Raw genomic sequence first — 14,857 nt, forward strand, 5'->3', positions numbered from 1 at the left:
GTGTCCGCACTCGGAGGATCGCTCGAACGCTCCATCATGGACGTGCTCTGGGCGGCGCCCCGCCCGCTGCGGGTCCGTGAGCTGCTGGCCGAGCTGAACGAGGACGCGGACAGGGCACTGGCCTACAACACCGTGCAGACCGTGGCCGAACGCCTGGCGCAGAAGGGCCTCCTCCGGCGTACGCAGGAGGGCACGGCCTTCCGCTACAGCCCCACGCGGCCGCGGGAGGAGTACGCGGTCGAGCTGATGCTGGACGCCCTGAGCGAGGCCTCCGACCACGGCGCCATCCTGGCGAGGTTCGCCGAGAGCGTCCCGCCGGAGGACGCCCGGCACCTCCTGGACGCCCTGCGGCGGCGGACCGCCGGCGAGGACGCGTGATCCCGTGATCCCGCTGGTGGTCGGGCTCGTCGTCTCGGTGGTCCTGCTGGGATGCGCCGCGGGGCCCGTTCTGGACCTCCTCAGGCGCTCCGCCGTCGGCCCGGGGACGGCCATCGCCTGCTGGACGGCCGCCCTCGCGGGGACGTTCATCGCCGCGGCGGGGATCGCGGCGGCGGGGCTGCTCGCGCCGCCGGGTCCGGGGCACGGACTGCTGTCCCGGCTGCGCGACTGCCTGCCCCATCACGGCCGTCTCGCCACCGCCGCCGCGGCCGTCGCGACCGCCGTCCTCGCCGCGGCCTGCGCCGCCGTGCTCGCCCGCGGCCTGCCGAGGCTCGGCCGGGCCGTGCGCCACCGCCGGCGGCACCGGGAGATGCTGCGGCTGGTCGCCCGGGAGGACCGCCGCCATCCGGACGTCCTCGTCCTCGACCACCCCGTGCCCGTGGCGTACTCGCTGCCGTCCCGGCACCGCGCGATCGTGGTCAGCACCGGGGCCCAGCGGGCGCTCAGCGCCGAGGAGCTCGGGGCCGTCCTGGCGCACGAGCGCGCGCACCTGCGCCAGCGCCACCATGTCTTCCTGCTGGCCCTGGACCTGGTCCACGCCATGCTGCCGTGGCTGCCGACCGTCCGGCGCGCGAAGGCGCGGCTGCCGCTGCTGCTGGAGATGGCCGCGGACGACGCCGCGGTCCGCGTCCACGGCAGGAAGCCGCTGGTCGACGCGTTGTGCCGGCTCTCGGCGGCGCCCGCCGGCGCGGGGGCGCTCGGCGCGGCGGGCACGCCGGCCGCCGGTGCGCTGATGGAGCGGGTGCTGCGGCTGGAGGGCGCCCCGGCGAGGCCGCGGCGCGCCGTCCGGCTCGCGGCGGGCCTGTTCGCGGTGGCGGCGGTCGCCGCGCCGCTCCTGGCCGGGGCCGCGGCGGTCGTGGAGCTCGCCGCGGCCTGCTGAGGCGGAATGTGGCATTTGGGGAAATCTGCCGCTTCGGTGGCGAACCGACCGTAAACCTCCTACGCTCCGTAGGAGGTCACGGTCCGACGTCCCCGCCGGGGACGGCCGGCGACCGCGCCGAATCCCGCGGACGTCTCCGTCCGGGGAACCGGGGACCCGATCTTCAGGGGTGAGTCCGTCCCGCGGGACGGTAGGGCGACTCCGGCCCGAACCCGTCAGCTGACCCGGTAGGCGGTACAGGAGAGGACACCGCATGCAGCGACGAGCTGCCGGCCCCCGAACGACAGCCCGCCGCAGGATCCGCACCCGCCGGCTCGGCGACGTCACGGCATGGACGGCCGCCCTCGCGCTGTCCGCCGGGCTTCTCGCGCCCGCGCCCGCCCACGCCGAGCCGAAGCCGACGCGCAAGCAACTGACCGCGCAGCAGGAGAAGCTCGCCGACGAGGCCGAGAAGCTCAGCGAGCAGTACAACGGCCTGCGCGAACGCCTCAAGCAGGCCGAGCACGCCGCGAAGCTCGCCAAGAGCAGCGCCCTGCGCCAGCAGAAGGCGCTGGACGAAGCGCGCGAACGCATGGCGAAGATCGCCGCGGACAGCTACAAGAACGGCCCGGCGGACCCGGCCATCACGTTCGCCTCGTCGTCCGACCCGCAGGCCGTCCTGGACCAGTCGGCCACCCTCAACTACTTCGCCAAGCAGAACGACGTCCGCATCACCCAGATGCTCCAGGTGATGCAGGGCGCCGACCGGTCCCGCAAGGCCGCCGAGCAGCGCGCCGCCCAGGTGCGCGCGCTCACCGGCGAGGCGAGGAAGAAGCGCCGGGAACTCCAGATCAAGCTCAAGAAGGTCGAGAAGCAGCTCGGCACCTTCAGGACCGCGGGCACGGGTCCCGCCTCCATCCCCAACCTCAACTCCGGCGGGGCCTCGGCCAAGGCCATGACGGCCGTCCGGGCCGCCCTCGCCCAGCAGGGCGTGCCCTACTCCTGGGGCGGCGGCAACGCGTCCGGCCCGAGCTACGGCACCGCGCAGGGCGCCAACATCAAGGGCTTCGACTGCTCCGGGCTGACCCTCTACGCCTACGCGCAGGTCGGCATCACGCTCGGCCACTACACCGGCAGCCAGTACAACGCCGGGACCCACGTGAGCATGAGCCAGCTCAAGCCCGGCGACCTGGTGTTCTTCCACAGCGACCTGCACCACATGGGCATGTACATCGGCAACGGCAACATGGTCCACGCGCCGCAGACCGGCGACGTCGTCAAGATCGCCCCCATCGCCGGCCGCCCGTTCGCGGGCGGGGTCCGTGTCGCCTGACCCCTCGAAGCGGTGACCCGCCGGTGACCGCCGATCACCCTTCGCTACCCTGGTCCGCGAGATGAGCACGCACGTCGGCGGCCTCCCCGCACGGGACGGCGCGCACGCGGAACGGCCGGTGGGACGGCCGAGGCGCTCCGTGCGCCCGGACGTCCTCCGGCTGGCGTCCGGCCTGCTCGTGCTCCTCGGGCTGCTGGCGATGCACGGCTTCCAGTCCACGGCGAGCCCGGCGGAGATGGGCGGCGTTCCGCTGACGTCCATGGCCGCCGGGCACGCCGCCCCCGCCGCCGAAGCGATGGCGGGGCACCGTCCGCCCCGGGGCGACCGGCCCGGCGGCCATCACTCCGACCGCCACCCCGACCACCCCGGCGGCCAGGTCTGCCTGGCCATGCTGACCCTGCTCGCACTCGCCCTCGTCGCGGCCCTCCTGGCGCTGCGCCTGCGGAGGTCGCCGCCGATGGCCGTGTCGCGGCCGCCGCGGGTGCGGATCCTCCTGGTCGGACGGCCCCCGCCGAGACCCTCCCTGCACAGGTTGAGCGTGCTGAGGCTGTGACAGGTCCAGCGGCGCCCGGAAACGGGCGCCGCCGCCGACCACCGATCACAGCACTCGACACGGAAGGCTCACCACCATGAAGCGAGCGTTCGCGCTCATCACCGTCCCGGCCCTGGCGATCGCCCTGGCGGCGTGCGGCGACGGCGACGACGGCGGCTCGACGGGCCACTCGATGCCCGCCCACTCCATGCCCGCCCACTCGGCACCTGCCGGCGGCGCGCAGGCCGGACCGCACAACGGCCAGGACGTCATGTTCGCGCAGATGATGATCCCGCACCACCGGCAGGCGATCGAGATGGCCGACCTCGCCGCCACCCGCGCCTCGTCGGCGGAGGTGAAGACCCTGGCCGCCGACATCAAGAAGGCGCAGGGACCGGAGATCCAGCAGCTCGGCGCGTGGCTGAAGGCCTGGGGCGCCCCCGTCCCCTCGCCTGGCACGACCGGCATGGGCGGCATGCACCACGGCGGCACGGACGGCATGGACGGCATGATGAGCGAGAAGGACATGAAGGAACTGGAGGCGGCCAAGGGCGCGGCGTTCGACAGGGCGTTCCTCACGATGATGATCCAGCATCACGAGGGCGCCGTGGCGATGGCCAAGGCCGAGCAGTCCTCCGGGCAGTTCCCCCCGGCCAAGCAGATGGCGGCGACCATCATCTCCTCGCAGACCGCCGAGATCGCCAAGATGAGGTCCCTGCTGAAGCAGTGAGGACCGCCGGTCACGGAGGCGGGCGGCGCCGCGCCCCGCCCGCCTCCGTGCCGGAGGCGCCTCTGCCTCAGGAACCGGTGCGGTGCCGGGCGGACGCGGCGGTCACGTCGCGGACGAAGCGTCCCGCCTGGTCCAGGGCGCGGGCCGCCTCCGGGAGGAACGTCCAGAACAGGTGGAAGCCGTGGGTGGCCACCGGGTAGAGCTCCAGCCGCGCGTCCACGTCCTGCTCGCTCGCCTCCTCCGCCAGGCGGCGGGCGTCGCCGACCAGGTGGTCGCCCGTGCCCGCCTGGAGCAGCAGGGGCGGCAGGCCCCTCAGGCGGCCGGGGGAGGCCAGCGGGCTCAGCAGCGGATCGTCCAGGGAGCGGCCCGCGAGGTAGTGGTCGACGCACTGGCGCATCATCCGGCCGGTCACCACGAGCTGGGGGCCGGCCGGCTCCTCCTCCAGGACGGTGTGCGCCAGGTCGATCCACGGGCAGAACAGGGCGGCGCCGCCGGGCAGGGGAAGACCCTTGTCCTTCAGCGCGAGCAGCAGGGACAGGGCCAGGCTCGCCCCCGAGGAGTCGGCGGCGATCACGACCCGCTCCGGCGGCGCCGCTTCGAGCAGCCAGAGGTAGGCGCCCGCCGCGTCGTCCAGGGCGGCAGGGAAGGGGAAGTCCGGCGCGAGCCGGTAGTCCGGGACGACCACCTCGCACCCGGCCGCCACCGCGAGCGCCCCCGCCAGGGGCCGGTACCCGTACGCCGAGCCCATCACGAAGCCGCCCCCGTGCAGGTAGAGGACGCGCGACGGTGAGGCGTCCGGCGGCGCCAGCCGCAGGGCCGGGACTCCGCCCGCCTTCACCGGCCTGACCGCGACCTCCGGCGGCGGCTCGAACTCGGCGAGCAGGGTCTCGTACTCGACGCCCATCTGACCGAGGTCGCCGCCCGCGCGGTTGTGGTCGGCGATCGGCCGCCACAGCCTGCCCGCGCGGCCGGACGCCTCGCCGCCGATCGAGCGGGTCGTCGCGATCGCGTCGTCCACGCCCGACAGCAGGGTCCTCGCGCGGTCGAGCAGGGCCTCTCCGGCGAGGGTCAGCTCCACCCGGTGCGTCGAGCGGTTCAGCAGGTCGCACCCGACCAGCCGCTCCAGGCCCTTGATCTGGCGGCTCAGCGCGGGTTGCGACAGGTACAGGCGCGCGGCGGCGCGGCCGAAGTTCAGCTCCTCGGCGACGGCGACGAACGCGCGGAGATGGCGCAGCTCGATCGCGTCCGGCGCCTGGGGCAGCCTGAGCACGCGCGGCGGGGTGTCGTCCGGCATGCGGCCATTGTCGCCGCACCGCGCCCCCGGTGGTGATGCCGATCATGCACGACCGTCATGCGCGAACGGCCTTTCCCTCCGGAGGGGCCGCGCTGCCACGGTCGACCCATGACCACGACGAAACGGGTGGACATCCACCTGCGCGGCGCGTCCGGCCCGCTGCGGGCCGGCGTGCGCTGGTCCGGTACGGACGACACGCGCCTGCTGCTGCACTTCGACGGGACGCCGGGCGACCTCGGCCCGCACGCCGTCGCCCTCTCTCCGGAACTCGACGCCGCCCGGCCCGGTGCGCTGGACGACGCGGCGGCCGCGCTCGGCTGGGCCGCCGACCACGCCGCCGAACTCGGCGCCGCGCCCGCGCGCCTGGTCGTCGCGGGGCAGGGCGGCGGGGCGGCGATCGCCGCCCGGCTCGCCCTGCTGGCCCGCGACGAGGGCTGGCCGCCGCTGGAGCGGCAGATCCTCGTGCGCCCGCGGCTGCCCGCGGGGTTCGCGCCCGACCTGGCCGGGGTCGCCGCCGCCACCGTCGTCACCGGCCCGGACGACGACGGGCGCGCCTACGCCGGGCGCCTGCGGGCCGCGGGCGTCCCCGTCGAGGAGAGGAGCGTCCGATGACCCCGCCCCGCGCCGGACGCCGCGAGTGGATCGCGCTGGCCGTCCTCGCCCTGCCGGCGCTGCTGGTCTCGGTGGACATGTTCGTCATGATCATGGCGCTGCCGGAGCTGAGCGTCGCCCTCGGCGCGAGCGGCACCGAGCAGCTGTGGATCATGGACGTGTACGGGTTCATGGTCGCCGGGTTCCTGGTCGCGATGGGCGCGCTCGGCGACCGGATCGGCCGCCGCCGGCTGCTGCTGGCCGGCGCCGCCGCGTTCGGGGCCGCCTCCTGCGCGGCCGCGATCGCCGCGCGCACGGCGGCGCTGATCGCGGCGCGCGCGGTGCTCGGCGTCGCCGGGGCCGCGCTCACCCCCTGCACCCTCGGCATGATCACGACGATGTTCGCCGATCCCCGGCAGCGGGCGAGCGCGATCGGCGTGTGGGCGGGCTGCTTCACGCTCGGCGCGATCGCCGGGCCCCTGGCGGGCGGGCTGCTGCTCGACCACTTCTGGTGGGGCTCTGTGCTGCTGCTCGGCGTGCCCGCGATGGTCCCGCTGCTGCTGGCCGGCCCGTTCCTGCTGCCCGAGCACCGCGACCCCTCGGCCGGACGGCTCGACGCGGCGAGCGTCGCGCTGTCGCTGGCGACGATCCTGCCCGCCGTCTACGGGGTCAAGGAGCTGGCCGCGCACGGGCCGCGCCCGCTGCCCGCCGCCGCGCTGGCCGCCGGGATCGCCGCGGGGGCGCTGTTCGTCCGCCGCCAGCGGCGCCTGCCCGACCCGCTGCTGGACGTCTCGCTGTTCCGCGGCCGGGTCTTCGCGGTCGTCATGGCGGCGCTGACCGTCTTCCCCCTGGCGTCCGGCGGCGCCATGACGTTCATCGCGCAGCGCTTCCAGCTGGTGGACGGCCTGTCGCCGCTGGAGACGGGGGCGGTGATGCTGCCCGGGATGCTCGCGGCGCTGGCGTCCTTCCAGGCCGCGCCGCTGCTCGGCCGCCGGGTCCGGCCGGGGCTGCTGCTGCCGGGCGGGATGGCCGTCGCGGTCGCGGGGTTCCTGGGCGTGGCCGCGGCGCCGGACGCGACGGCGCTGGCCGCCGCGTTCGCCGTCACCTGCCTGGGCAGCGGCCCCCTCGTCAGCGTCGGCACCGCCATCGTCCTCGGCTCGCTGCCGCCCGAGCGGGCCGGGTCGGCGGCCGGGCTCTCGCAGACCGGCAACGAGCTCGGCACCGCCCTCGGCGTCGCCCTGCTCGGCAGTGTCGGCACGATCGTGTACCGGGCCGCGCCCGGCCTGCCGCCCGCCGCCCGGGAAGGCCTCGCCCACGCCGTCGCGCGCGGCTCCGGCGTCGCCGAGGCGCGCGCGGCCTTCACCACCGAACTCCACGTGATCGCGCTGGTCTGCGCGGTCCTGCTGGCCGCCGTGGCCGTTCTCGTCGCGCGGACGCTCCGGCACCTGCCCGTCCCCGGTCCCGCCGAAGCCCCGGCGCCGGACCCCGTCCTCGAAGGAGCGGTCTCATGAGAAGGATCGTCGCGGAGTTGTTCAGCACGCTCGACGGAGTCGTCGAAGGCCCGGAGACGTGGCACGGCCCTCACCATGACGACGAGGTGGACCGGGCCGTGATGGCGGGCATGGACGAGGCGGACGCCCTCCTCGTCGGCCGCCGCACCTACGAGGACCACGCCGCCTACTGGCCGACGGCCGACGGTGCGATGGCCGAGCGCATGAACGCCTTCCGGAAGTACGTCGTCACCTCGTCGGACGCCCCGCTGGAGTGGGCGAACTCCGAGCCGCTCCCCGGACTCGACGAGGTGGCGGGGCTGGACGGCACGCTCCTCGTCACCGGCAGCCCGACCCTGGTGCGCGGCCTGCTCGCCCGCGGTCTGCTGGACGAGCTCCGCCTCGTGATCGACCCGATCGCCGCCGGCTCCGGCGGCCGGCTCTTCGACGCTCCGGTCTCCTTCGAGCGCGCGGCGTCCCGCGCGTTCCCGTCCGGCTCGGTCTCGATCACCTACCGGCCCGTCCGGTAGGGGAGGCCGCCGCTCGCGTCCGGCCGTCCCGGACGGGACGGCCGGACCCGATCGACGCCGGGTCAGGGTGGGCGGATCAGGCCGCGACGGGAGGCGGCGGCGACCGCGGCCGTGCGGGAGTCGACGCCGAGCTTGGCGTAGAGGTGCACCAGATGCGTCTTGATCGTGGTCTCGCTGAGGAACAGCCGCTTGCTGATCTGCCGGTTCGAGAGGCCCTCGGCGACCAGACGCAGCACCTCCAGCTCGCGCGCGGTCGGCGTCGCGGTGGGCGAGCGCATCCGGCCGAGGAGGCGCGAGGCGACGCTCGGCGCGAGCGCGCTGTCCCCGGCGGCGGCCGACCGGATCGCGGTGAACAGCCGGTCGGGGGGCGCGTCCTTGAGCAGGTAGCCGGTGGCGCCGGCCTCGATGGCGGCGAGGATGTCGGAGTCGGTGTCGAACGTGGTCAGCACGAGGACGCGCGGCGCGCCCGCCCCCGCGGCGGTGATCTCGCGGGTGGCCTCGCTGCCGTGCATCCCGGCGCCGAGCTGCAGGTCCATCAGCACGACGTCGGGGCGGAGCCGGCGCGCCTCCTCGACGCCCTCCCGCCCCGTCGCCGCCTCCCCGACCAGCGCGAAGCCGGGCTGGTCGGCGAGCATGGCGCGGATCCCGGAGCGCACCACGGGATGGTCGTCCACCAGCAGGATGCGGATCGGCCCGCTCACCGCCGCTCCCCGCCGCCGGGCAGCGGCAGGGTCGCCACCACGGCCGTCCCCTCCCGCGGAGCCGACTCTACGGTGAGCGCGCCGCCCAGCGCCCGGGCGCGGTCGCGCATCGCCCGCAGCCCGTAGCCGGTGCCCGCCCCGCTCTCCGGCGGGCGCCCGCCGGCCGCCGCGGGATCGAAGCCGCGGCCGTCGTCGAAGACGTCCAGCACCACCATGTCGTCAAGATAGGTCAGGGTGACCCCGACGTTCTCGGCGCCGGAGTGGCCGGCGGCGTTTCCGAGAGCGCCCTGGGCGATGCGCAGCAGCGCGACCTCGTGGTCGACCGGGAGATCGGCGGGGGACCCGGAGACCTGGAAACGTATCCGGGCGGTCGACCGGGCGTCCGCCGACTCGGTGATGCGGCGCAGCGCGTCCGGCAGGGAGGACCGCTGCAGGGCGGGCGGGGCCAGCGCGCGCACGAAGTTGCGGGCCTCCTCCAGGTTCTCCGCGGCGGCCTGCTCGGCCTCCGCCAGCCGCCCCACCGCGGCGTCGCGGTCGCTGTCGAGGTCGCGGCGGGCGGCGCGCAGCAGCAGGATGATGCTGGACATCCCCTGGGCGAGCGTGTCGTGGATCTCCCGGGCCAGGCGCTCGCGCTCGGTGAGCCGCGCCGCGTCGGCCTCCGCGCGCAGCAGCCTCTCGCGGGTCCTGACCAGGTCCTCGATGAGCAGGCGGCGCTGCTCGCTCTCCCGGTAGAGCGCCCGGTAGGCCAGGGCCATGAGGGTGGCGACGGAGGCGCCGACGCTCGGGCCCAGAACCTCCGCCAGCGTGACCCCGCCGCCGTGCCAGGCCACGGCCCCGATCGCCGCGGCGGTCAGCAGCGCCACACCGGGCAGCGCGGCGGGCAGCGGCAGCAGGTGCAGGTAGAGGAAGAACAGCGGGAAGGCCAGCCAGACGAAGTCGGGGGAGGACAGGGCCAGCCCCGCCCAGGCCGCGGTGAGAAGCGCGAGCCACAGCCGCGCCGGGAGCGGGCGAGGGCGCCGTTCGTGCCGGGCCCAGACCACCCCGGCGGCGTAGAGGACCCCGAGGGCGAGGCCGCCCGCGGCGATTCCCGCCCGCGCGTCGTGCAGCGTGCGGACCAGGGCGATCGCGAGCAGCACCAGGAAGGTGCCGTGCACGGCCCAGCCGAGCAACCGCATCGCGGGCGAGAACAGATCGTTCGGCATTTCTCACTCACAGTAGGCGACGGGGCGCCCGGGCCGCATCGATCGAATGGTTGATGTCCCGGTGTCCGGAAGAAGGCGCTCCGCCCGTCCCGCCGCACGATGCGCCGGGACGGGCCCGCGGCGCACGCTGGGAAACGTCGGTTCGGATGATGACGGGAACGGGGGCCCACGTGTTCGTGGCGCTGCGAGACCTGCGGTTCGCCAAGGGGCGGTTCGCGCTCATGGGGTCGGTCGTGCTGCTCATCACGCTGCTGGTGACCCTGCTGTCCGGCCTGACGGCCGGCCTGGCGCGCGACAGCGCCTCGGCCATCGAGGACCTCCCCGCCGACCATGTCGTGTTCGGCGGGGAGACGTCCTTCGCGGGGAGCCGGATCAGCGACGCGACGGCGCGGGCCTGGCAGGACGTCGCGGGGGTGCGGGCCGAGCCGCTCGGCGTCTCGATGGGCCGGATGACCTTCGGCCCGTCCGGGGCGCGCGGAGCACCGGCCGCGCTCTTCGGCGTCGCTCCCGGCGACCGGGCGCACCCGCCCGCGTCCGGGCAGATCGTGCTGTCGGCGGAACTGGCCGACAGCACCGGACTGGCGGCCGGCGCCAGGGTCGACGTCCTCGGGCACCGGCTCACCGTGGCCGGGACGGGCGCCGCGTCGTCCTACAGCCACACGCCGGTCGCCTGGCTCGGGATCGAGGACTGGCGCGCCCTGGAGCCGTCGGGCGGCGGCCCTGCCGCGACCGTCCTGCTGCTGCGCGAGACGGGGCGTCCCGACCTGGACGCGGCCGACCGGCGGCTCGGCACCACCACGATCGCCCAGGGGGACGCGAAGTCCGCGATCCCGTCGTTCTCCTCCGAGAACGGGTCGCTGCAGCTCATGCGGGGGTTCCTTTTCGCGATCTCGGCCCTGGTCATCGGCGCGTTCTTCACGGTCTGGACGATCCAGCGCCGCGGCGACGTGGCCGTGCTCAAGGCGCTCGGCGCGAGCACCGGCTACCTGCTGCGTGACGCGCTCGCCCAGGCCGTGCTGGTCCTGCTGGCCGGGGCCGGGCTCGGCGGCGCCGCCGGCGGGCTGGCGGGCCTCGCGATCGGGGACGGCGTCCCGTTCGTGGTCTCGGCCGCCACCACCGTCCTGCCCGTCGCGGTGCTGGTCGTGCTCGGCGCGGCCGGCGCCGCGCTGGCCATCCGCAAGATCACCTCCGTCGATCCGCTGACCGCGCTGGGAGCCGCACGATGAGCCTGGCCCTCGCCGACGTCGTCCTGACCTATCCCGACGGCGACCGCACCCTGACCGCGCTCGACCGGGTGAGCCTGGCGGTCGGGCCCGGCGAGTTCGCCGCGGTCGTCGGCCCCTCCGGATCCGGCAAGTCGAGCCTGCTGGCCGTGGCCGCGACGCTCGTGTCCCCCGACTCCGGGACGGTGGCCGTGGCGGGCCGGGAGACCGCCGGGCTGCGCCCCGCCGAACGGACCCGGCTGCGCCGCGACCACATCGGCATCGTCTTCCAGCAGCCCAACCTGCCGGCCTCGCTGACGGCCCTCGACCAGCTGACGGTGATGGCGCACATGGCCGGCCGGTCGCCGCGGCGGGCCGCCGGCCGGGCCCGCGACCTGCTGGCCGCCGTCGACCTCGCGGGGCTGGAGCACAAGCGGCCGCACCAGATGTCGGGCGGCGAGCGCCAGCGGGTCAACATCGCCCGCGCCCTGATGAACGGCCCGGAGGTGCTGCTCGTGGACGAGCCCACCAGCGCCCTGGACCACGTCCGCGGCGAGCAGGTCGTCGAGCTGCTCGACCGCCTCACCCGCGACCGGGGGCTGGCCACGGTCATGGTCACCCACGATCTGGCCAGGCTCGCCGCCGCCGACCGCGTGTACTCCATGACCGACGGCCGCCTGTCCGAGAGCGCCCCCGCCGCCGGTCAGCCGCGGTAGGTCTCCAGGAGGCGGAGCCAGACCTCGCTGATGGTGGGGTACGAGGGGACGGCGTGCCAGAGGCGGGAGAGGGGGACCTCGGCGGTGACCGCGATGGTGGCGGAGTGGAGCAGTTCGGCCACCCCCGCCCCGACGAAGGTGACGCCGAGGAGCGTCTCGCTGTCCAGGTCGACCAGCGCGCGGGCGCGGCCCTGGTAGCCGTCGGCGTACAGCGAGGCCCCGGAGACGTTGCCGAGCTCGTAGTCGACCGCCCGCACCCGGCGCCCCTCCCGCGTCGCCTCCTCCAGGGTGGGGCCGACGGCCGCGACCTCGGGGTCGGTGAAGACGACCTGCGGGACCGCCCGCTCGTCGGCGGTCGCGACGCTGCGTCCCCAGGCGGCGGTGTCGAGGGGGCGCCCGGCGGCGCGGTCGGCGATGACCGTGCCGAAGATCCGGCCCTGGTACTTGCCCTGGTGGGTCAGCAGCGCGCGGCCGTTGACGTCCCCGGCGGCGTACAGCCACTCGCCGGGCACGCCGACCGCCAGCCCGGTGGAGTCGACCTGGATCGGCCGGCCCGGGGTGAGCCCGACCGTGTCCAGCCCGAGGTCGTCGGTGGCGGGCGTGCGGCCGGTGGCGAACAGGACCTCGTCGGCGGTGACGGTGTCGCCGCCGTCCAGGGTGAGCGTCACCGGTCCGTCGCGGCGGACACCGGTGACCGACGTTCCGAAGCGCAGGTCCACGCCGGCCGCGCGCAGGCCCTCGGCCACGGCCTCGCCGGTGAACGGCTCCATGCGCGGCAGCAGGCGCGACCCGCGCACGAGCTGCACCACCTCGCTGCCGAGCGCCCGCCAGGCGGTGGCCATCTCGCAGGCCACCACGCCGCCGCCGATCACGGCCAGCCGCGGCGGCACCCGCTCGGAGGACGTCGCCTCGCGGCTGGTCCAGGGGCGCGCCTCGGCCAGGCCCGGCAGGCCGGGCAGGGCCGCGCGGGTGCCGGTGCACACCGCGACGGCGTGGCGGGCGGTCAGGACCCGCCGCCCGCCGCCCGGGGTCTGCACCGCGACGCGCCTGGGCCCGTCCAGCCGCCCGCGGCCGCGCACCAGGACGAGCCCGGCGCCCTCCAGCCACTCGACCTGGCCGTCGTCCTTCCAGTGCGAGGTGAACTCGTCCCGGCGCCTGAGGACCGCTTCGGCGTCCAGCGGCCCGGTCACCGCCTGGCGGGCGCCGGCCAGCCGCCGCGCGTCCGCCAGCGCGGCGGCCGGGCGCAGCAGCGCCTTGCTGGGCATGCAGGCCCAGTACGAGCACTCACCGCCCACCAGTTCGCTCTCCACGACCGCCACGCTGAGCCCGCCGGCGTGCGCCCGCTCGGCCAGGTTCTCACCCGTCGGCCCGGCCCCCACCACCACGACATCGAACTCGTCCATGCCCCCAGCCCTTCCGATCGGCCGCAGTCTCGTCCACCCGGATCCTGCCGGACACCGCGGCGTACGGCAGGACTCCCCCCTGCCGCCGTCAATGATCGCAAATCGGGGGACCGGTTCTCCCGGGCCTCCGCCTTTCTGCTACAAGTGTGGTTGCAGACCGCACGACAGGGGAGTTCGTGAGCGCCGAAGGCAGTACCAGGGCCGTCATCACCGCGCTGGCCGCGAACCTCGGGATCGCGGTCACCAAGTTCGTGGCGTTCGCGCTGACGGGCTCGTCGTCCATGCTGGCGGAGGCGATCCACTCGGTGGCCGACTCCAGCAACCAGGCGCTGCTGCTGATCGGCGGGAAGCGCGCGCAGCGGGACGCGACCGAGGAGCACCCGTTCGGATACGGGCGCGAGCGCTACATCTACGCGTTCCTGGTGGCGATCGTCCTGTTCAGCCTGGGCGGGCTGTTCGCGCTGTACGAGGCATGGCACAAGATCAGCGATCCGCACCCGATCGAGGAGTGGCAGTGGGTGCCGATCGCCGTCCTGCTGGTGGCGATCGCGCTGGAGGGGGCGGCGCTGCGCACCGCCGTCCGGGAGTCGAACCGCAGCCGCGGACGGGCGGGCTGGGTGCAGTTCGTCCGCCGGTCCAAGTCGCCGGAGCTGCCGGTGATCCTGCTGGAGGACACCGGCGCGCTGGTCGGGCTGGTGTTCGCCCTCGCGGGCGTCGGCCTGACCCTGGTCACCGGCGACGGCGTCTGGGACGGGATCGGCACCGCCGCGATCGGCGTGCTGCTCGCGGCCATCGCGATCGTGCTGGCCACGGAGGTCAAGAGCCTGCTCGTCGGGGAGTCCGCGACGCCGGAGCACCTGCGGCTGATCAGGCGGGCGATCGTGGAGGGCAGCGACGTCCCCGCGGTGATCCACATGCGCACCATGCACCTCGGGCCGGACGAGCTGCTCGTGGCCGCGAAGATCGCCGTGGATCTGCGGGACGACGCGCGGGAGGTCGCCGACGCGATCAACGACGCCGAGGCCCGCATCCGCGCGGCGGTCCCGATCGCCCGGCTCGTCTATCTTGAGCCGGACGTGCTGCGTAAGGAGGGCTGAGGACGGTGACGCGCAGGCCGCTCGGACGTCTGGAGGCGGAGGTGCTCGCCGCGCTGGCCGGGCTCGGCGGGGCGGCCAGCACCGCCGAGCTGGTGGAGCGGCTGGACGGTGATCCCGCCTACACGACGGTGAACACCATCCTGCACCGGCTGCACGACAAGAAGCTGGTCACGCGCGCCCGGGCGGGCCGGCACTACCGGTACCGGCTCGCCGTCGACGAGTCCGAGCTGGTGGCGGGGCGCATGCGCGACCACCTGCGGCACGCCAGCGACCCGGGGAACGTGCTGAACCGGTTCGCGCGGTCGCTCAGCGCCGAGGAGGCGCGCAAGCTGCGCGAGTTCCTCGACCCTCCGGAGGCCGGCGGGTGAACTGGTTCACCTTCCTGCCCCTCGCCATCATGCTGACGCTGAGCGCCGCGCTGGCGAAGGCGCCGTCACGGCTCCATCCGTCCTGGTCGGCGCGGCTGCTCGCGACCACCGGCGCGCTGACCGCGGTGGCCGCGCTCGGCACCGGCTTCTTCGTGGCCGTCAACTACGCGGCGACGCTGGCCCCGTCCGCGGCGGCGCACGTCCCCGAGTGGGCGCTGTTCGGGGACGACCGGCCGGTCCCGGACGCGGTGGGGATCCCGGCGGCCGTGCTGTCGGCCGCCGCGCCCGCCGCCGCGGGCCGGGCCGCCGCCCGCCGGGCGGCCGTGGTCCACGGCCTGCCCGTCCGCATCCACAACGACGCGGTCTGCGTC

The 14,857-nt window shown here is 75.5% G+C and carries 16 protein-coding genes, 1 pseudogene and 1 riboswitch; of the genes and pseudogenes, 13 read left to right on the forward strand and 4 right to left on the reverse strand.

The features are described from left to right. From ABD944_RS31675 to ABD944_RS31695, 5 genes are all read left to right on the forward strand, one after another. Positions 1-378 (forward strand): BlaI/MecI/CopY family transcriptional regulator, encoded by a 378-nt coding sequence (locus ABD944_RS31675; protein ID WP_345182956.1) that lies wholly within the window; start codon positions 1-3, stop codon positions 376-378. A gap of 4 nt (positions 379-382) precedes the next feature. Beyond that, entirely contained in the window at positions 383-1,318 is a 936-nt protein-coding gene (locus ABD944_RS31680) for a M56 family metallopeptidase (RefSeq protein ID WP_345182957.1), read from the forward strand. Between the two features lie 105 nt (positions 1,319-1,423). Then, positions 1,424-1,568: riboswitch (cyclic di-AMP (ydaO/yuaA leader) on the forward strand. A gap of 3 nt (positions 1,569-1,571) precedes the next feature. After that, positions 1,572-2,630, forward strand: coding sequence for an NlpC/P60 family protein (locus ABD944_RS31685; protein WP_345182958.1), 1,059 nt, complete (start codon positions 1,572-1,574; stop codon positions 2,628-2,630). A 61-nt stretch (positions 2,631-2,691) separates the two neighbouring features. Next, the gene (locus ABD944_RS31690; protein WP_345182960.1) at positions 2,692-3,183 is read left to right on the forward strand and encodes a DUF6153 family protein; all 492 of its coding nucleotides are present in this window, start codon (positions 2,692-2,694) and stop codon (positions 3,181-3,183) included. A gap of 76 nt (positions 3,184-3,259) precedes the next feature. Then, positions 3,260-3,892 carry a DUF305 domain-containing protein gene (locus tag ABD944_RS31695; RefSeq protein ID WP_345182961.1) on the forward strand — a complete coding sequence of 211 codons (633 nt, stop codon included), beginning with the start codon at positions 3,260-3,262 and terminating at the stop codon, positions 3,890-3,892. A gap of 67 nt (positions 3,893-3,959) precedes the next feature. Here ABD944_RS31695 and ABD944_RS31700 read toward each other — a convergent pair whose 3' ends face one another. Continuing rightward, positions 3,960-5,186 (reverse strand): alpha/beta hydrolase fold domain-containing protein, encoded by a 1,227-nt coding sequence (locus tag ABD944_RS31700; RefSeq protein ID WP_345182962.1) that lies wholly within the window; start codon positions 5,184-5,186, stop codon positions 3,960-3,962. A 108-nt stretch (positions 5,187-5,294) separates the two neighbouring features. On the opposite strand from ABD944_RS31700, the gene ABD944_RS31705 reads away from it, so the two are divergent. From ABD944_RS31705 to ABD944_RS31715, 3 genes are read left to right on the forward strand one after another with little or no spacing between them, the layout of a single operon-like run. Beyond that, entirely contained in the window at positions 5,295-5,798 is a 504-nt protein-coding gene (locus ABD944_RS31705; protein WP_345182963.1) for an alpha/beta hydrolase fold domain-containing protein, read from the forward strand. Next, the gene (locus ABD944_RS31710) at positions 5,795-7,288 is read left to right on the forward strand and encodes an MFS transporter (protein WP_345182964.1); all 1,494 of its coding nucleotides are present in this window, start codon (positions 5,795-5,797) and stop codon (positions 7,286-7,288) included. The genes ABD944_RS31705 and ABD944_RS31710 overlap by 4 nt, the downstream gene beginning before the upstream one ends. Next, positions 7,285-7,797 carry a dihydrofolate reductase family protein gene (locus tag ABD944_RS31715; RefSeq protein WP_345182965.1) on the forward strand — a complete coding sequence of 171 codons (513 nt, stop codon included), beginning with the start codon at positions 7,285-7,287 and terminating at the stop codon, positions 7,795-7,797. Before ABD944_RS31710 ends, ABD944_RS31715 begins: the two co-directional genes overlap by 4 nt. Before the next feature lie 62 nt (positions 7,798-7,859). Here ABD944_RS31715 and ABD944_RS31720 read toward each other — a convergent pair whose 3' ends face one another. Together ABD944_RS31720 and ABD944_RS31725 are read right to left on the reverse strand one after the other, a co-directional pair. Next, positions 7,860-8,498, reverse strand: a complete 639-nt coding sequence (locus ABD944_RS31720) for a response regulator (RefSeq protein WP_345182966.1) — start codon at positions 8,496-8,498, stop codon at positions 7,860-7,862. Next, entirely contained in the window at positions 8,495-9,700 is a 1,206-nt protein-coding gene (locus tag ABD944_RS31725) for a sensor histidine kinase (protein WP_345182967.1), read from the reverse strand. The genes ABD944_RS31720 and ABD944_RS31725 overlap by 4 nt, the downstream gene beginning before the upstream one ends. Positions 9,701-9,870: 170 nt before the next feature. Here ABD944_RS31725 and ABD944_RS31730 point away from each other — a divergent pair, with 170 nt between their 5' ends. Further along, positions 9,871-10,926 (forward strand): FtsX-like permease family protein, encoded by a 1,056-nt coding sequence (locus ABD944_RS31730; protein WP_345182973.1) that lies wholly within the window; start codon positions 9,871-9,873, stop codon positions 10,924-10,926. After that, entirely contained in the window at positions 10,923-11,618 is a 696-nt protein-coding gene (locus ABD944_RS31735) for an ABC transporter ATP-binding protein (RefSeq protein ID WP_345182968.1), read from the forward strand. The genes ABD944_RS31730 and ABD944_RS31735 overlap by 4 nt, the downstream gene beginning before the upstream one ends. Here the strand turns inward: ABD944_RS31735 and ABD944_RS31740 are convergent. After that, positions 11,606-13,021 (reverse strand): dihydrolipoyl dehydrogenase family protein, encoded by a 1,416-nt coding sequence (locus tag ABD944_RS31740; RefSeq protein WP_345182970.1) that lies wholly within the window; start codon positions 13,019-13,021, stop codon positions 11,606-11,608. The genes ABD944_RS31735 and ABD944_RS31740 overlap by 13 nt on opposite strands. A gap of 176 nt (positions 13,022-13,197) precedes the next feature. Between ABD944_RS31740 and ABD944_RS31745 the strand changes: the two genes are divergently transcribed. The 3 genes and pseudogenes from ABD944_RS31745 to ABD944_RS31755 form a co-directional block, all read left to right on the forward strand. Further along, the gene (locus ABD944_RS31745; RefSeq protein WP_345182971.1) at positions 13,198-14,118 is read left to right on the forward strand and encodes a cation diffusion facilitator family transporter; all 921 of its coding nucleotides are present in this window, start codon (positions 13,198-13,200) and stop codon (positions 14,116-14,118) included. A 5-nt stretch (positions 14,119-14,123) separates the two neighbouring features. Beyond that, positions 14,124-14,486: a BlaI/MecI/CopY family transcriptional regulator gene (locus ABD944_RS31750; protein ID WP_345182972.1), complete on the forward strand. Its 363-nt coding sequence runs from the start codon at positions 14,124-14,126 to the stop codon at positions 14,484-14,486. Next, positions 14,483-14,857, forward strand: a pseudogene (locus ABD944_RS31755) (M56 family metallopeptidase); the annotation flags it as partial. The gene ABD944_RS31750 and the pseudogene ABD944_RS31755, both read left to right, overlap by 4 nt.

It is taken from the genome of Actinomadura verrucosospora (genome assembly GCF_039540335.1).
Classification (GTDB): domain Bacteria; phylum Actinomycetota; class Actinomycetes; order Streptosporangiales; family Streptosporangiaceae; genus Spirillospora; species Spirillospora verrucosospora.